This window comes from Stenotrophomonas sp. 57 (genome assembly GCF_030291075.1).
Lineage (GTDB): Bacteria > Pseudomonadota > Gammaproteobacteria > Xanthomonadales > Xanthomonadaceae > Stenotrophomonas.
Map to the genome: position 1 here is coordinate 868567 of NZ_CP127407.1, position 12852 is coordinate 881418.

Here is a 12852-nt window from a genome sequence, read left to right on the forward strand (position 1 = left end):
TTGCGTGCCATTATGCTTCTACGTCTGGGCAGGCCTGGGAACGGGTCTGCCTACGTTTTTGAGGTCTATGGAGTGACCTTGTCGGCCTGCAGGAGTGTGGGCCGTCCGTATTCAGGAATTTCATGGGGCAAAGCAACCCAGAGGCTTTGTCTGTCGCTCTTTTAACGAAGGAACCTACCGCCATGGCGGACCAAAAGATCCGGATCCGGCTGAAAGCGTTCGATCATCGTCTGATCGACCGTTCGGCCAGCGAGATCGTTGAAACGGCAAAGCGGACCGGCGCGCAAGTGCGTGGCCCGATCCCGCTGCCGACCAAGATCGAGCGTTACACCGTTCTCGTTTCCCCGCACGTCGACAAGGACGCGCGTGACCAGTACGAGACCCGCACGCACAAGCGCGTGCTCGATATCGTTGACCCGAATGACAAGACCGTGGACGCGCTGATGAAGCTCGAACTGGCTGCCGGCGTCGACGTTCAGATCAAGCTGACCTGAGGACTACGACCATGACGAAGAAGTATTCGTTGGGCTTCGTGGGCCGCAAGGCCGGCATGAGCCGCGTGTTCACTGAAGATGGCCGCTCCATCCCGGTGACCCTGATCGAAGCAACCCCGAACCGCATCGCGCAGATCAAGACCGTCGAAACCGACGGCTACAGCGCCGTGCAGGTGACCGTCGGCGCGCGTCGCGCTGCCCTGGTCAACAAGCCGGAAGCCGGCCACTTCGCCAAGGCGAAGGTGGAAGCGGGTCGTGGCCTGTGGGAATTCCGCGTTGAAGACGCGCAGCTCGGCGATTTCGCCGTTGGCGGCGAAGTCAAGGCGGACATCTTCGAAGTCGGCCAGATCGTCGACGTCCAGGGTGTCACCAAGGGTAAGGGCTTCCAGGGCACCATCAAGCGCCACAACTTCCGTATGGGCGATGCAACCCACGGTAACTCGCTGTCGCATCGCGCGCCGGGTTCGCTGGGTCAGCGCCAGACCCCGGGTCGCGTTTTCCCGGGCAAGAAGATGTCGGGCCACATGGGCGCGGTGCAGCAGAGCACCCAGAACCTGGAAGTGGTCAAGGTCGACGTCGAGCGCGGTCTGATCGCGGTTCGCGGCGCCGTTCCGGGCGCGGCGGGTGGCGACGTGATCGTCCGTCCGGCGAGCAAGGCATAAGGAGAGATGACGATGGAACTCGTTATCACGGGTAGCAACAACAAGGTCTCGGTCTCCGAAGCCGTGTTCGGTCGCGATTTCAGCGAAGATCTGGTCCACCAGGTCGTCGTTGCTTACCGCAACGCCGGTCGCGCCGGCACCAAGGCACAGAAGACTCGCTCTGAAGTGGCTGGTACCACCAAGAAGTCGAAGAAGCAGAAGGGCGGCGGCGCGCGTCATGGCGCACTGACGGCTCCGATCTTCGTCGGCGGCGGTGTCACCTTCGCGGCCAAGCCGCGCAGCTTCGAGCAGAAGGTCAATCGCAAGCAGTACCGTGCCGCCATGTGCGCGATCCTGTCCGAGCTGAACCGTCAGGGCCGTCTGACCATCGTGGAGTCCTTCGACGTCGAAGTGACCAACACGAAGGGTCTGATCGCCAAGCTGGCCGGCCTGGAAGTGGGCAAGCGCCCGCTGATCGTCACCGAAGAAGCGTCCGAGCACCTGTACCTGTCCGCCCGCAATCTGCCGTACGTGCAGGTGCGTGACGTCCAGGGTCTGGATCCGGTCTCGCTGGTGGGTGCCGACACGGTCGTCATCACCGCTGACGCGGTCAAGAAGGTCGAGGAGTGGCTGGCATGAACAGCAACGAAAAAATCTTCAGCGTGCTGCGTGCCCCGCGTGTCTCCGAAAAGACCGCGCGCCTGCAGGAACTCTCCAACCAGTATGTCTTCGAAGTTTCGAACGAAGCCACCAAGGCCGATGTAAAGGCCGCGGTTGAGCAGCTGTTCGACGTCAAGGTCGAAGCCGTCAACGTGGTCAACGTCAAGGGCAAGAACAAGTCCTTCCGTAACCGTGCTGGCCGCCGCGGCGATTGGCGCAAGGCGTACGTTCGCCTGGCCGACGGCCAGTCGATCGATGTAACGGCCAAGGCCTGAGGTACATCCCATGCCATTGATGAAATTCAAGCCCACTTCCCCCGGCCGCCGCTCGGCCGTGCGCGTGGTCACTCCCGACCTGCACAAGGGTGCTCCGCACGCTGCGCTGGTCGAGTCGCAGAGCCGCTCGGGTGGTCGTAACCACCATGGCCGTATCACCGTGCGTCACGTCGGTGGTGGTGCCAAGCAGCACTACCGCATCATCGACTTCAAGCGCAACAAGCTGGGCATCCCGGCGCGCGTGGAACGCATCGAATACGATCCGAACCGCACCGCCCACATCGCTCTGCTGTGCTACGTCGACGGTGAGCGTCGCTACATCATCGCCCCGAAGGGCCTGAAGGCTGGTGATCAGGTGATCGCCGGTTCGGATGCCCCGATCAAGGCTGGCAACACCCTGCCGCTGCGCAACATCCCGGTCGGCACCACCATCCACTGCATCGAACTGAAGCCGGGCAAGGGCGCTCAGATCGCTCGCGCCGCGGGTGCGGCCGTGCAGCTGGTGGCTCGCGAAGGCATCTACGCCACCCTGCGCCTGCGCTCGGGTGAAATGCGCAAGGTTCCGGTCGAGTGCTGCGCCACCATCGGCGAAGTCGGCAACGACGAGCACAGCCTGGAAAAGCTGGGCAAGGCCGGTGCCAAGCGTTGGCGCGGCGTCCGCCCGACCGTTCGTGGTGCTGCCATGAACCCGGTTGACCACCCGCACGGTGGTGGTGAGGCCAAGGCCGGCCAGGGTAACCCGCATCCGGTCACCCCGTGGGGTGTCCCGACCAAGGGTTACAAGACGCGCCATAACAAGCGCACTCAGCAGTTCATCGTCCGCGATCGTAGGGGCTAATCGACCATGGCACGTTCACTCAAGAAGGGCCCGTTCGTCGATCACCACCTCGTCAAGAAGGTGGAGGCCGCTGCGGGCAGCAAGAAGCCGATCAAGACCTGGTCGCGCCGTTCGATGATCCTGCCTGACATGGTAGGCGTCACCATTGCCGTGCATAACGGCAAGAACCACATCCCGGTTCTCGTCAACGAGAACATGGTCGGCCACAAGCTCGGCGAATTTGCCATCACCCGGACCTTCAAGGGTCACGGTGGTGACAAGAAGTCGGGCAAGTAAGGAGAGATGACAATGGAAGCGAAAGCCATCCTGCGCACTGCGCGCATCTCCCCGCAGAAGGCTCGTCTGGTCGCTGACCAGGTGCGCGGTCTGCCGGCCGAGCGTGCGGTCAACCTGCTGAAGTTTTCGGACAAGAAGGCTGCCCACCTGATCAAGAAGGTGGTGGAGTCGGCTATTGCAAATGCCGAGAACAACCAGGGCGCCGACGTCGACGAGCTGAAGGTTCAGACCATCATGGTTGATGAAGGTCCGACCCTGAAGCGTTTCATGGCGCGGGCGAAAGGCCGCGGTACCCGCATCCTCAAGCGCACCAGCCACATCACTGTGGTTGTGGGCGCCGCCAAGTAAGCGGATAAGGAAAAGACCATGGGTCATAAAGTTCATCCGATTGGTATCCGCCTCGGCATTTCCAAGGACTGGAACTCCAAGTGGTACGCCAACAAGGCCGAGTTCGCTGGTTACCTGGCAGCCGACCTGAAAGTGCGCGACATGCTGCGCAAGAAGCTGGCTCAGGCCGGCATCAGCAAGATCCTGATCGAGCGTCCGGCCAAGACCGCTCGCGTGACGATCCACACCGCCCGTCCGGGCGTGGTGATCGGCAAGCGCGGTGAGGACATCGAGAAGCTGCGCAAGGAAGTGAGCGAGATGATGGGCGTCCCGGCGCACATCAACGTCACCGAAGTGCGCAAGCCGGAACTGGACGCGCAGCTCGTTGCCGAGTCGATCGCCCAGCAGCTGGAGCGTCGCATCATGTTCCGCCGTGCAATGAAGCGCTCGGTCGGCAACGCGATGCGCCTGGGTGCCCTGGGCATCAAGGTCAACGTCGGTGGCCGCCTCAACGGTGCAGAAATCGCCCGTTCGGAGTGGTACCGCGAAGGCCGCGTGCCGCTGCACACCCTGCGTGCCGACATCGACTATGGCTTCGCTGAAGCCAAGACGACCTACGGCATCATCGGCATCAAGGTCTGGATCTACAAGGGCGAGGTCTTCGATTTCTCCCAGGTTGGCCAGGAAAAGCAGGACGACACCCCGTCGCGCAACGATCGTCACGATCGCGGCGACCGTGGTGACCGTCAGCGCCCGGCCCGTGAAGCGAGGTAACGACAATGTTGCAACCCAAGCGAACCAAGTACCGCAAGGTACACAAGGGCCGTAACGATGGCCTGAGCTGGAGCGCCAACGCTGTCAGCTTCGGCGAGTATGGCCTGAAGGCAACCGCACACGGTCAGCTGACCGCGCGTCAGATCGAAGCGGCCCGCCGCTCGATCAGCCGCTACGTCAAGCGCGGCGGCAAGATGTGGATCCGCGTGTTCCCCGACAAGCCCATCACCAAGAAGCCCATCGAAGTCCGAATGGGTTCGGGTAAGGGTAACGTGGAATACTGGGTGGCCCAGATCCAGCCCGGCCGCATGATCTATGAAATCGAGGGTGTTTCCGAGGAAGTGGCTCGCGAGGCGTTCCGCCTGGCCGCCGCCAAGCTCTCGGTCACCACCACTTTCGTGACCCGTACGGTGCGCTGATGGATATCAAAACTCTCCGTGAAAAGTCGGCTGACGAACTCAAGGCCCACCTGATCGACCTGCGTAAGGAACAGTTCTCTGTCCGTATGCAGCAGGTCACCGGCCAGCTGCCGAAGACCCACGACATTCGCCGGGTCCGTCGCGAGATTGCTCGCGTCAAGACCCTGCTCGGCAGCACGAAGTAAGGATGGCCGCTATGAGCGACAATACTGAAAAGAAGACGCTGCGCACGGTCGAAGGCCGTGTCGTCAGCAACAAGATGGACAAGACGGTTACCGTCCTGGTTGAGCGTCAGGTCAAGCACGCGCTGTACGGCAAGTACATCAAGCGCTCGACGAAGCTGCACGCCCACGATGCCGACAACGCCTGCAAGGAAGGCGATGTCGTCCGCGTGACCGAGATTGCTCCGATGTCCAAGACCAAGAACTGGCGCGTGGTGGAAGTCATCACGCGCGCGGCTGAATAAGGAGCTGAATCATGATCCAGATGCAGAGCTACCTTGACGTCGCGGACAATTCGGGTGCCAAGCAGGTGATGTGCTTCAAGGTGCTGGGTGGTTCCAAGCGCCGTTACGCCGGCATCGGCGACATCATCAAGGTCACCGTGAAGGATGCGATTCCGCGCGGCAAGGTCAAGAAGGGTGAAGTGTATGACGCCGTCGTGGTGCGTACCCGCAAGGGTGTGCGTCGCGCCGACGGCTCGCTGATCCGCTTCGACGGCAACGCTGCCGTTCTGCTGAACAGCAAGCAGGAGCCGATCGGTACCCGTATTTTCGGGCCGGTGACCCGTGAACTTCGTTCGGAGAAGTTCATGAAGATCGTCTCGCTCGCTCCCGAAGTGCTGTGAGCGACAGGAGATAATCATGGCTAACCGTATCAAGAAGGGCGACCAGGTTGTCGTCAACGCTGGCAAGGACAAGGGCAAGCAGGGCGAAGTCGTCCGCGTCGACGGCGACCGCGTGGTCGTCGCCAACGTGAACATCGTCAAGCGCCACACCAAGCCGAACCCGCAGGCAGGTGTTGCCGGCGGCGTGGTCGAGCGCGAAGCTTCGATCCATATCTCCAACGTGAATGTTCTGAACCCGGCTTCGGGCAAGGGCGAACGCGTTGGCTTCAAGGTGCTGGAGGATGGACGCAAACTGCGTGTGTTCCGCTCCAGCGGTGAGGCGCTCGACGCCTGAGGAATGAGAAGATGAGTTCCCGTCTCGAAAAGTTCTACAAGGACGAAGTGGTGCCGGCGCTGATGAAGCAGTTCGGCTACACCAATCCGATGGAAGTGCCGAAGCTGGTCAAGGTCACCCTGAACATGGGTGTCGGCGAAGCGGCCACCAACAAGAAGATCCTGGAAAACGCCGTCGGCGACATGACCAAGATTTCCGGCCAGAAGCCGGTTGTCACCAAGTCGCGTGTGTCGGTTGCGTCGTTCAAGATCCGCGATGGTTGGCCGATCGGCTGCAAGACCACGCTGCGTCGCCACAAGATGTACGAGTTCCTGGATCGCCTGATCAACATCTCGCTGCCGCGCGTGCGCGACTTCCGTGGTGTTTCCGGTCGTTCCTTCGACGGCCGCGGCAACTTCAACATGGGTGTGAAGGAGCAGATCATCTTCCCGGAAATCGACTTCGACGCCGTCGACGCGATCCGCGGTATGGATATCGCCATCACCACCACTGCGAAGACCGACGCGGAAGCGAAGGCGCTGCTGGCAGCGTTCAAGTTCCCGTTCCGTAACTGATCTGTCGAGGAAACCGAAATGGCAAAGACCTCCATGGTCAACCGCGACATCAAGCGGGAAAAGCTGGCAAAGAAGTACGCTGAAAAGCGTGCGGCTCTGAAGAAGATCGTGTCCTCCGTGGACGCGACCTACGAAGAGAAGATCGACGCCGCAACCAAGCTGGCCAAGCTGCCGCGCGATTCGTCGCCGAGCCGCCAGCGCAACCGTTGCGAACTGTCGGGTCGTCCGCGTGGCGTCTACAGCAAGTTCGGCCTGGGCCGTAACAAGCTGCGTGAAGCCACCATGCGTGGCGACGTCCCGGGTCTGCGCAAGGCCAGCTGGTAATCCCAGCCGGCCCTGCGATCAGGAGCCCCTTCGGGGGTTCCTGAACCGGGCGGGGGAGGCATTCAGCTTTCCCGACGCAAAAAAAACCGAAGAGCCCGGCGCAAGCCGGGCTCTTTTGGCGTATACTCCCGCGTCTTGCCCTGCGCAAACGGGGTCGTAGGAGTGGGCTTCCGGCCCGCTGCATCAAGGGACCTGGCCCGTTTCCAGGAGACAACAGATTTTCGCGAAAGCGGATATCGGTGCACTCAAAGGTACTCATATGAGCATGACTGATCCCATCGCCGACCTGCTGGTCCGCATCAAGAATGCGGCCGCGGTAGGCAAGCAGACGGTGAAGGCCCCGTCGTCCAAGATCAAGGTTGCGATCGCCCAGGTCCTGAAGGACGAGGGTTACATCACCGACCTGCGCGTGACCCAGCTGGAAAACAACAAGTCCGAGCTGGAAATCGTGCTGAAGTATTTCGAAGGCAAGCCGGTCATCGCGACCCTGAAGCGCTTCTCGCGTTCGGGCCTGCGCCAGTACCGCGGCAAGAGCGAGCTGCCGAAGGTCATGAACGGCCTGGGTATCTCCATCATTTCCACCTCCAAGGGCATCATGACTGATGCGCAGGCGCGCCAGCTGGGCGTCGGCGGCGAAGTCCTGTGCTTCGTGGCCTAAGGCGAAAGGAGTAGAACTATGTCCCGCGTAGCCAAGAAGCCGATTACCCTGGGTAAGGTTGAACTGAACGTCCAGTCGGACAGCGTCACCGCCAAGGGCCCGAAGGGCACCCTGTCGCTGGCCAAGCCGGCCGGTATTGCCATCAACGTCGACAACGGCGTTGCCACCCTGAGCACCGAGAACGCCGAGCTGGTCGCACTGACCGGTACCGTGCGTGCGATCCTGTCCAACATGGTCAAGGGCGTGTCCGAAGGCTTCGAGCGCAAGCTGGAGCTGGTCGGCGTGGGTTACCGCGCTGCCATGCAGGGCAAGGACCTGAGCCTGTCCCTGGGCTTCTCGCACCCGGTCGTGTTCGTGGCGCCGGAAGGCATCACCATCACCACCCCGACCCAGACCGAGATCCTGGTCCAGGGCGCTGACAAGCAGGTCGTCGGTGAAGTTGCCGCCAAGATCCGTGCGTTCCGCAAGCCGGAGCCGTACAAGGGCAAGGGCGTGAAGTACTCCGACGAAGTCATCATCCGTAAGGAAGCCAAGAAGGCCTAATTAGGCGCTTCCGCTTTCAAAGGAAAAACATCATGAACAAGAACATCGCCCGCCTGCGTCGCGCCAAGTCGACCCGCGCCCACATCCGTGAGCTCGGCGTCGCCCGCCTGTCGGTGCTGCGCACCGGCCAGCACCTGTACGCCCAGGTCTTCACCGCCGACGGTTCCAAGGTGCTGGCTGCCGCCAACACCACCCAGACCGACGTCAAGGAAGGCCTGAAGAACGGCAAGAACGCCGATGCCGCCGCCAAGGTCGGCCGTATCGTCGCTGAGCGCGCCAAGGCCGCCGGCGTCGAGAAGGTTGCCTTCGATCGTTCGGGCTACCGCTACCACGGCCGCATCAAGGCCCTGGCAGAAGCCGCCCGCGAAGCCGGCCTGCAGTTCTAAGGGACAAGGGCAGGGGACCTGTGGTCTCCTGCCCGCCTGCTCGCCCGCCTGAGTGAGGCGGGGCGGCGCCACTCTTCTGCAGTGGTTCACCGGAACAACGCGACATTCCACAACCATAAGCGGCCTCGAGCCGTACATACCCAAACAACCAAGGAATCAACATGGCAGAAGAGCGTCAGCAGCGGGGTCGCGATCGCGACCGTAACCGCGAAGAGAAGATCGACGACGGCATGATCGAAAAGCTGGTCGCGGTCAACCGCGTCAGCAAGACCGTCAAGGGTGGCCGCCAGTTCACCTTCACCGCCCTGACCGTTGTCGGCGACGGCGAAGGCAAGGTCGGTTTCGGTTATGGCAAGGCCCGCGAAGTGCCGGTCGCCATCCAGAAGTCGATGGAACAGGCCCGCAAGAACCTGGTCAGCGTTGACCTGAACAACGGCACCCTGTGGCACACCATCAAGGATGGTCACGGCGCAGCCCGCGTGTTCATGCAGCCGGCTTCGGAAGGTACCGGTGTGATCGCCGGCGGTGCCATGCGCGCCGTGCTGGAAGCCGTTGGCGTTAAGAACGTGCTGGCCAAGGCCACCGGTTCGCGCAACCCGATCAACCTGGTGCGTGCCACCGTGAAGGGCCTGTCTGCTGCGCAGTCGCCGGCCCGCATCGCGGCCAAGCGCGGCAAGAAGGTGGAGGAACTCAACCATGGCTAATGAGTCCAACAAGACTGTCAAGGTCCGCCTGGTGCGTGGCCTGCGTGGCACCCAGTCGCGTCACCGCCTGTCGGTGCGTGCCCTGGGCCTGAACAAGCTCAACGATGTGCGTGAACTGAAGGACAGCCCGCAGGTGCGCGGCCTGATCAACAAGGTTCAGTACCTCGTCCAGGTTGAGGAGTAATCGACCATGACTCTGCGTCTCAATGAACTGAGCCCGGCACCGGGCGCCCGCACCGAGCGTACCCGCGTCGGTCGCGGTATCGGCTCGGGCCTGGGCAAGACTGCCGGCCGCGGCCACAAGGGTTCGTTCGCCCGCAAGGGTGGCGGCAAGATCAAGGCTGGCTTCGAAGGCGGCCAGACCCCCATGCAGCGTCGTCTGCCGAAGATCGGCTTCCGTTCGCCGATCGCCAAGGACACCGCTGAAGTGCTGCTGTACGCGCTGGACAAGCTGCCGGCCGGTGAGATCGACTTCGCCGCCCTGCGTGCTGCCAAGCTGGTCCCGAGCACCGCAAAGAAGGCCAAGGTCGTCGTCAAGGGCGAAGTGACCAAGGCGTTCACCCTGAAGGGTATTGCTGCCACGGCCGGTGCCAAGGCTGCGATCGAAGCTGCCGGCGGCAGCGTAACGGAGTAAGAAAATCATGGCGCAAGCTGGCATCGGTAACCTCGCGGGCGGAATGGGCAAGTTCACTGAACTTCGCCAACGTTTGCTGTTCGTCGTCGGGGCTTTGATCGTCTATCGCATCGGCTGCTACGTGCCGGTGCCGGGCGTCAATCCCGATGCCATGCTTGCCATGATGCAACAGCAGGGCGGCGGCATCGTGGACATGTTCAACATGTTCTCGGGCGGCGCCCTGCACCGTTTCAGCATCTTCGCGCTGAACGTGATGCCGTACATCTCGGCATCGATCGTGATGCAGCTGGCCGTGCACATCTTCCCCGCCCTGAAGGCGATGCAGAAGGAAGGTGAGTCCGGCCGCCGCAAGATCACCCAGTATTCGCGCATCGGCGCCGTGCTGCTGGCAGTGGTGCAGGGCGGCTCGATCGCGCTGGCCCTGCAGGGCCAGGTCTCGCCGTCGGGCGCTCCGGTCGTGTACGCACCGGGCATGGGCTTCGTGCTCACCGCCGTGGTCGCACTGACTGCCGGCACCATGTTCCTGATGTGGGTCGGTGAGCAGGTCACCGAGCGCGGCATCGGCAACGGCGTATCGCTGATCATCTTTGCCGGTATCGTGGCGGGCCTGCCGGGTGCGGTCATCCACACCTTCGACGCGTACCGCGACGGCAACATCCAGTTCATCCAGCTGCTGCTGATCGCCATCGTCGTGCTCGCCTTCACCTTCTTCGTGGTGTTCGTCGAGCGTGGCCAGCGCCGGATCACGGTCAATTACGCGCGCCGCCAGGGCGGTCGCAATGCGTACATGAACCAGACCTCGTTCCTGCCGCTGAAGCTCAACATGGCCGGCGTCATCCCGGCGATCTTCGCCTCGAGCCTGCTGGCCTTCCCGGCCACCCTGGCCATGTGGTCCGGCCAGGCCGCCAACCAGAGCAGCTTCGGCCAGATCCTGCAGAAGGTCGCCAACGCCCTGGGCCCGGGCGAGCCGCTGCACATGATCGTGTTCGCTGCGCTGATTACCGGTTTCGCGTTCTTCTACACCGCGCTGGTGTTCAACTCGCAGGAAACCGCCGACAACCTGAAGAAGTCGGGCGCGCTGATTCCGGGCATCCGTCCGGGCAAGGCCACCGCCGACTACATCGACGGCGTGCTGACCCGCCTGACCGCGGCCGGCTCGGCCTACCTGGTGATTGTCTGCCTGCTGCCGGAGCTGATGCGCACTCAGCTGAACGCCTCGTTCTACTTCGGCGGTACTTCGCTGCTGATCGTGGTGGTGGTGGTGATGGACTTCATCGCCCAGGTGCAGGCGCACCTGATGTCCCACCAGTACGAGAGCCTGCTGAAGAAGGCCAACCTGAAGGGCGGCAACCGCGGCGGTTTTGCCCGCGGCTGATTGGCCTGTTATACTTTCGTCTTCCTGACGTGATGGTCCCTCCGCTTCGCGGACTTCGGCCACACAAACGAAGGGCGGCCCCCGCAGCGGTTCCGGGTGGGGGTGTGATGAGGTGGTCCCGCGCTGGAGTAGCGCGGGCGGCCCCGGGGGAAACCCCAGGTCCAACCCCATCCGGCGCCGGAGCCTGGGCACACTCCCCAGGCCGGGTTCATGAAACCAATGGTTTCACGGGCTTCCATGTAAACCGGAACCTTGTTAGTATCGCTAGTTCACTTTTTTGATCCATCCTGCCGGATTGGCGTGCCCGAGGCGCGCTGTCGGCCATCACTCAGCTGGAGAACCGCGTCATGGCGCGTATTGCAGGCGTCAACCTGCCAGCCCAGAAGCACGTCTGGGTCGGGTTGCAAAGCATTTACGGCATCGGCCGTACCCGTTCGAAGAAGGTCTGCGAAGTCGCAGGCGTTGCTTCGACCACCAAGATCCGCGATCTGTCGGAGCCGGAAATCGAGCGCCTGCGCGCCGAAGTCGGCAAGTACATCGTAGAAGGCGATCTGCGCCGTGAAATCGGCATCGCGATCAAGCGCCTGATGGACCTGGGCTGCTACCGCGGCCTGCGTCACCGTCGTGGCCTCCCGCTGCGTGGCCAGCGCACCCGTACCAACGCCCGCACCCGCAAGGGTCCGCGCAAGGCGATCAAGAAGTAAGGGACTGAGAAATGGCTAAGCCCGCTGCTAAGACCAAGAAGAAGATCAAGCGCGTCGTCACCGACGGCGTTGCCCACGTCCACGCTTCGTTCAACAACACCATCGTCACCATCACCGACCGCCAGGGCAATGCTCTGTCGTGGGCGACCTCCGGTGGCGCTGGCTTCCGCGGTTCGCGCAAGTCGACCCCGTTCGCTGCCCAGGTGGCTGCTGAAAAGGCCGGTCGTGCTGCGCTGGACTACGGCGTGAAGTCGCTGGAAGTCCGCATCAAGGGCCCGGGTCCGGGCCGTGAGTCGGCCGTGCGTTCGTTGAACAACGTCGGCTACAAGATCACCAACATCATCGACGTGACGCCTATCCCGCACAACGGGTGCCGTCCGCCGAAGAAGCGTCGCGTCTAAAGGGAGCGATAAGAAATGGCTCGTTATATCGGTCCTACCTGTAAGCTCGCCCGTCGCGAAGGCGCCGACCTGTCCCTGAAGAGCCCGGCGCGTGCGCTGGACTCCAAGTGCAAGCTGGAGCAGAAGCCCGGCCAGCACGGCGCCACTGCCCGCAAGGGCAAGCTGTCCGACTACGCTACCCAGCTGCGTGAAAAGCAGAAGGTCAAGCGTATCTACGGCCTGCTGGAGCGTCAGTTCCGCAACTACTACAAGAAGGCCTCGACCAAGAAGGGCAACACCGGCGAGAACCTGCTGCAGCTGCTGGAAACCCGCCTGGACAACGTCGTCTACCGCATGGGCTTCGCCGTGACCCGTCCGGCTGCCCGTCAGCTGGTGTCGCACCGCGGCGTCACCGTGAATGGCAAGTCGGTCAACCTGGCTTCGTACCAGGTCAAGGCTGGCGACGCCATCGCCCTGTCTGAAAAGGCTGCAAAGCAGTTGCGCGTCCAGGAAGCCCTGACCGTCGCCGCCCAGCATGACCTGAGCCCGTCGTGGGTTGAAGTGGATTCCGGCAAGTTCACCGGCATCTTCAAGGCTGTTCCGGATCGTTCGGATCTGCCTGCGGACATCAACGAAGCGCTGATCGTCGAGCTGTATTCGAAGTAATTCACATTGGAGAGCCCCCGGCGACGGCCGGGGGTTCACT

The 12852-nt window shown here is 62.5% G+C and carries 25 protein-coding genes; all 25 read left to right on the forward strand.

Translation table 11 applies throughout. The annotated features are described in order from the left end of the window. Positions 1-182: 182 nt before the first annotated feature. Positions 183-494: a 30S ribosomal protein S10 gene (gene rpsJ, locus QP512_RS03845; RefSeq protein ID WP_005408208.1), complete on the forward strand. Its 312-nt coding sequence runs from the start codon at positions 183-185 to the stop codon at positions 492-494. A gap of 11 nt (positions 495-505) precedes the next feature. Then, the gene (rplC, locus tag QP512_RS03850) at positions 506-1156 is read left to right on the forward strand and encodes a 50S ribosomal protein L3 (protein ID WP_004145336.1); all 651 of its coding nucleotides are present in this window, start codon (positions 506-508) and stop codon (positions 1154-1156) included. A gap of 12 nt (positions 1157-1168) precedes the next feature. Then, a complete protein-coding gene (gene rplD / locus QP512_RS03855; protein WP_049432779.1) occupies positions 1169-1774 on the forward strand; it encodes a 50S ribosomal protein L4 in 606 nt (201 codons plus the stop codon). Next, on the forward strand, positions 1771-2070 hold the full coding sequence (gene rplW / locus QP512_RS03860; RefSeq protein WP_004145338.1) for a 50S ribosomal protein L23: 300 nt from the start codon (positions 1771-1773) through the stop codon (positions 2068-2070). The genes rplD and rplW overlap by 4 nt, the downstream gene beginning before the upstream one ends. Positions 2071-2080: 10 nt before the next feature. Continuing rightward, a complete protein-coding gene (gene rplB / locus QP512_RS03865; RefSeq protein WP_004145339.1) occupies positions 2081-2908 on the forward strand; it encodes a 50S ribosomal protein L2 in 828 nt (275 codons plus the stop codon). 6 nt (positions 2909-2914) lie between these two features. Continuing rightward, complete coding sequence (rpsS, locus tag QP512_RS03870; RefSeq protein WP_004154485.1) at positions 2915-3184, forward strand: 30S ribosomal protein S19; 270 nt, start codon at positions 2915-2917, stop codon at positions 3182-3184. Positions 3185-3196: 12 nt separating this feature from the next. Next, positions 3197-3532 (forward strand): 50S ribosomal protein L22, encoded by a 336-nt coding sequence (rplV, locus tag QP512_RS03875; protein WP_004145348.1) that lies wholly within the window; start codon positions 3197-3199, stop codon positions 3530-3532. A gap of 18 nt (positions 3533-3550) precedes the next feature. Next, positions 3551-4285, forward strand: coding sequence for a 30S ribosomal protein S3 (rpsC, locus tag QP512_RS03880; protein WP_005415414.1), 735 nt, complete (start codon positions 3551-3553; stop codon positions 4283-4285). A 5-nt stretch (positions 4286-4290) separates the two neighbouring features. After that, positions 4291-4704 carry a 50S ribosomal protein L16 gene (rplP, locus tag QP512_RS03885; RefSeq protein ID WP_004154486.1) on the forward strand — a complete coding sequence of 138 codons (414 nt, stop codon included), beginning with the start codon at positions 4291-4293 and terminating at the stop codon, positions 4702-4704. Continuing rightward, positions 4704-4889 carry a 50S ribosomal protein L29 gene (rpmC, locus tag QP512_RS03890; RefSeq protein WP_004154487.1) on the forward strand — a complete coding sequence of 62 codons (186 nt, stop codon included), beginning with the start codon at positions 4704-4706 and terminating at the stop codon, positions 4887-4889. The genes rplP and rpmC overlap by 1 nt, the downstream gene beginning before the upstream one ends. A gap of 11 nt (positions 4890-4900) precedes the next feature. After that, the gene (rpsQ, locus tag QP512_RS03895) at positions 4901-5170 is read left to right on the forward strand and encodes a 30S ribosomal protein S17 (RefSeq protein ID WP_004154489.1); all 270 of its coding nucleotides are present in this window, start codon (positions 4901-4903) and stop codon (positions 5168-5170) included. Between the two features lie 11 nt (positions 5171-5181). After that, positions 5182-5550, forward strand: a complete 369-nt coding sequence (gene rplN / locus QP512_RS03900) for a 50S ribosomal protein L14 (RefSeq protein WP_004145357.1) — start codon at positions 5182-5184, stop codon at positions 5548-5550. A gap of 16 nt (positions 5551-5566) precedes the next feature. Then, positions 5567-5884, forward strand: a complete 318-nt coding sequence (gene rplX, locus QP512_RS03905; RefSeq protein WP_004154490.1) for a 50S ribosomal protein L24 — start codon at positions 5567-5569, stop codon at positions 5882-5884. Between the two features lie 11 nt (positions 5885-5895). Beyond that, positions 5896-6438 carry a 50S ribosomal protein L5 gene (gene rplE, locus QP512_RS03910; RefSeq protein ID WP_004154491.1) on the forward strand — a complete coding sequence of 181 codons (543 nt, stop codon included), beginning with the start codon at positions 5896-5898 and terminating at the stop codon, positions 6436-6438. An 18-nt stretch (positions 6439-6456) separates the two neighbouring features. Then, entirely contained in the window at positions 6457-6762 is a 306-nt protein-coding gene (gene rpsN / locus QP512_RS03915; RefSeq protein WP_005408209.1) for a 30S ribosomal protein S14, read from the forward strand. A 259-nt stretch (positions 6763-7021) separates the two neighbouring features. Next, positions 7022-7420 carry a 30S ribosomal protein S8 gene (gene rpsH, locus QP512_RS03920; protein WP_005408210.1) on the forward strand — a complete coding sequence of 133 codons (399 nt, stop codon included), beginning with the start codon at positions 7022-7024 and terminating at the stop codon, positions 7418-7420. 18 nt (positions 7421-7438) lie between these two features. After that, positions 7439-7963, forward strand: a complete 525-nt coding sequence (gene rplF / locus QP512_RS03925; RefSeq protein WP_014646052.1) for a 50S ribosomal protein L6 — start codon at positions 7439-7441, stop codon at positions 7961-7963. Positions 7964-7995: 32 nt separating this feature from the next. Then, the gene (gene rplR / locus QP512_RS03930; RefSeq protein ID WP_014646053.1) at positions 7996-8349 is read left to right on the forward strand and encodes a 50S ribosomal protein L18; all 354 of its coding nucleotides are present in this window, start codon (positions 7996-7998) and stop codon (positions 8347-8349) included. 161 nt (positions 8350-8510) lie between these two features. Then, entirely contained in the window at positions 8511-9053 is a 543-nt protein-coding gene (gene rpsE, locus QP512_RS03935) for a 30S ribosomal protein S5 (RefSeq protein WP_005408213.1), read from the forward strand. Then, a complete protein-coding gene (gene rpmD / locus QP512_RS03940; protein WP_005408214.1) occupies positions 9046-9237 on the forward strand; it encodes a 50S ribosomal protein L30 in 192 nt (63 codons plus the stop codon). The genes rpsE and rpmD overlap by 8 nt, the downstream gene beginning before the upstream one ends. Before the next feature lie 6 nt (positions 9238-9243). Continuing rightward, positions 9244-9687: a 50S ribosomal protein L15 gene (gene rplO / locus QP512_RS03945; RefSeq protein ID WP_004154498.1), complete on the forward strand. Its 444-nt coding sequence runs from the start codon at positions 9244-9246 to the stop codon at positions 9685-9687. A gap of 7 nt (positions 9688-9694) precedes the next feature. Next, positions 9695-11062, forward strand: a complete 1368-nt coding sequence (gene secY, locus QP512_RS03950) for a preprotein translocase subunit SecY (RefSeq protein ID WP_004154499.1) — start codon at positions 9695-9697, stop codon at positions 11060-11062. A 347-nt stretch (positions 11063-11409) separates the two neighbouring features. Further along, entirely contained in the window at positions 11410-11766 is a 357-nt protein-coding gene (rpsM, locus tag QP512_RS03955; protein WP_004154500.1) for a 30S ribosomal protein S13, read from the forward strand. 11 nt (positions 11767-11777) lie between these two features. After that, on the forward strand, positions 11778-12167 hold the full coding sequence (gene rpsK / locus QP512_RS03960; RefSeq protein ID WP_004145443.1) for a 30S ribosomal protein S11: 390 nt from the start codon (positions 11778-11780) through the stop codon (positions 12165-12167). Positions 12168-12182: 15 nt separating this feature from the next. After that, a complete protein-coding gene (gene rpsD, locus QP512_RS03965) occupies positions 12183-12812 on the forward strand; it encodes a 30S ribosomal protein S4 (RefSeq protein ID WP_004145446.1) in 630 nt (209 codons plus the stop codon). Positions 12813-12852: the final 40 nt, after the last annotated feature.

Excerpts from the sequence above, each read along its gene's own strand:
- rpmC (WP_004154487.1), top strand. The coding sequence starts at position 4,704 with ATGGATATCAAAACTCTCCGTGAAAAGTCGGCTGACGAACTCAAGGCC.
- rpmD (WP_005408214.1), top strand. The coding sequence starts at position 9,046 with ATGGCTAATGAGTCCAACAAGACTGTCAAGGTCCGCCTGGTGCGTGGC.
- rpsH (WP_005408210.1), top strand. The coding sequence starts at position 7,022 with ATGAGCATGACTGATCCCATCGCCGACCTGCTGGTCCGCATCAAGAAT.
- rpsJ (WP_005408208.1), top strand. The coding sequence starts at position 183 with ATGGCGGACCAAAAGATCCGGATCCGGCTGAAAGCGTTCGATCATCGT.
- rplO (WP_004154498.1), top strand. The coding sequence starts at position 9,244 with ATGACTCTGCGTCTCAATGAACTGAGCCCGGCACCGGGCGCCCGCACC.
- rplV (WP_004145348.1), top strand. The coding sequence starts at position 3,197 with ATGGAAGCGAAAGCCATCCTGCGCACTGCGCGCATCTCCCCGCAGAAG.
- rpsQ (WP_004154489.1), top strand. The coding sequence starts at position 4,901 with ATGAGCGACAATACTGAAAAGAAGACGCTGCGCACGGTCGAAGGCCGT.
- rpsK (WP_004145443.1), top strand. The coding sequence starts at position 11,778 with ATGGCTAAGCCCGCTGCTAAGACCAAGAAGAAGATCAAGCGCGTCGTC.
- rplR (WP_014646053.1), top strand. The coding sequence starts at position 7,996 with ATGAACAAGAACATCGCCCGCCTGCGTCGCGCCAAGTCGACCCGCGCC.
- rpsM (WP_004154500.1), top strand. The coding sequence starts at position 11,410 with ATGGCGCGTATTGCAGGCGTCAACCTGCCAGCCCAGAAGCACGTCTGG.
- rplD (WP_049432779.1), top strand. The coding sequence starts at position 1,169 with ATGGAACTCGTTATCACGGGTAGCAACAACAAGGTCTCGGTCTCCGAA.
- rplN (WP_004145357.1), top strand. The coding sequence starts at position 5,182 with ATGATCCAGATGCAGAGCTACCTTGACGTCGCGGACAATTCGGGTGCC.
- rplB (WP_004145339.1), top strand. The coding sequence starts at position 2,081 with ATGCCATTGATGAAATTCAAGCCCACTTCCCCCGGCCGCCGCTCGGCC.
- rplX (WP_004154490.1), top strand. The coding sequence starts at position 5,567 with ATGGCTAACCGTATCAAGAAGGGCGACCAGGTTGTCGTCAACGCTGGC.
- rplP (WP_004154486.1), top strand. The coding sequence starts at position 4,291 with ATGTTGCAACCCAAGCGAACCAAGTACCGCAAGGTACACAAGGGCCGT.
- rplF (WP_014646052.1), top strand. The coding sequence starts at position 7,439 with ATGTCCCGCGTAGCCAAGAAGCCGATTACCCTGGGTAAGGTTGAACTG.
- rplC (WP_004145336.1), top strand. The coding sequence starts at position 506 with ATGACGAAGAAGTATTCGTTGGGCTTCGTGGGCCGCAAGGCCGGCATG.
- rplW (WP_004145338.1), top strand. The coding sequence starts at position 1,771 with ATGAACAGCAACGAAAAAATCTTCAGCGTGCTGCGTGCCCCGCGTGTC.
- rpsC (WP_005415414.1), top strand. The coding sequence starts at position 3,551 with ATGGGTCATAAAGTTCATCCGATTGGTATCCGCCTCGGCATTTCCAAG.
- rpsD (WP_004145446.1), top strand. The coding sequence starts at position 12,183 with ATGGCTCGTTATATCGGTCCTACCTGTAAGCTCGCCCGTCGCGAAGGC.
- rplE (WP_004154491.1), top strand. The coding sequence starts at position 5,896 with ATGAGTTCCCGTCTCGAAAAGTTCTACAAGGACGAAGTGGTGCCGGCG.
- rpsS (WP_004154485.1), top strand. The coding sequence starts at position 2,915 with ATGGCACGTTCACTCAAGAAGGGCCCGTTCGTCGATCACCACCTCGTC.
- secY (WP_004154499.1), top strand. The coding sequence starts at position 9,695 with ATGGCGCAAGCTGGCATCGGTAACCTCGCGGGCGGAATGGGCAAGTTC.
- rpsE (WP_005408213.1), top strand. The coding sequence starts at position 8,511 with ATGGCAGAAGAGCGTCAGCAGCGGGGTCGCGATCGCGACCGTAACCGC.
- rpsN (WP_005408209.1), top strand. The coding sequence starts at position 6,457 with ATGGCAAAGACCTCCATGGTCAACCGCGACATCAAGCGGGAAAAGCTG.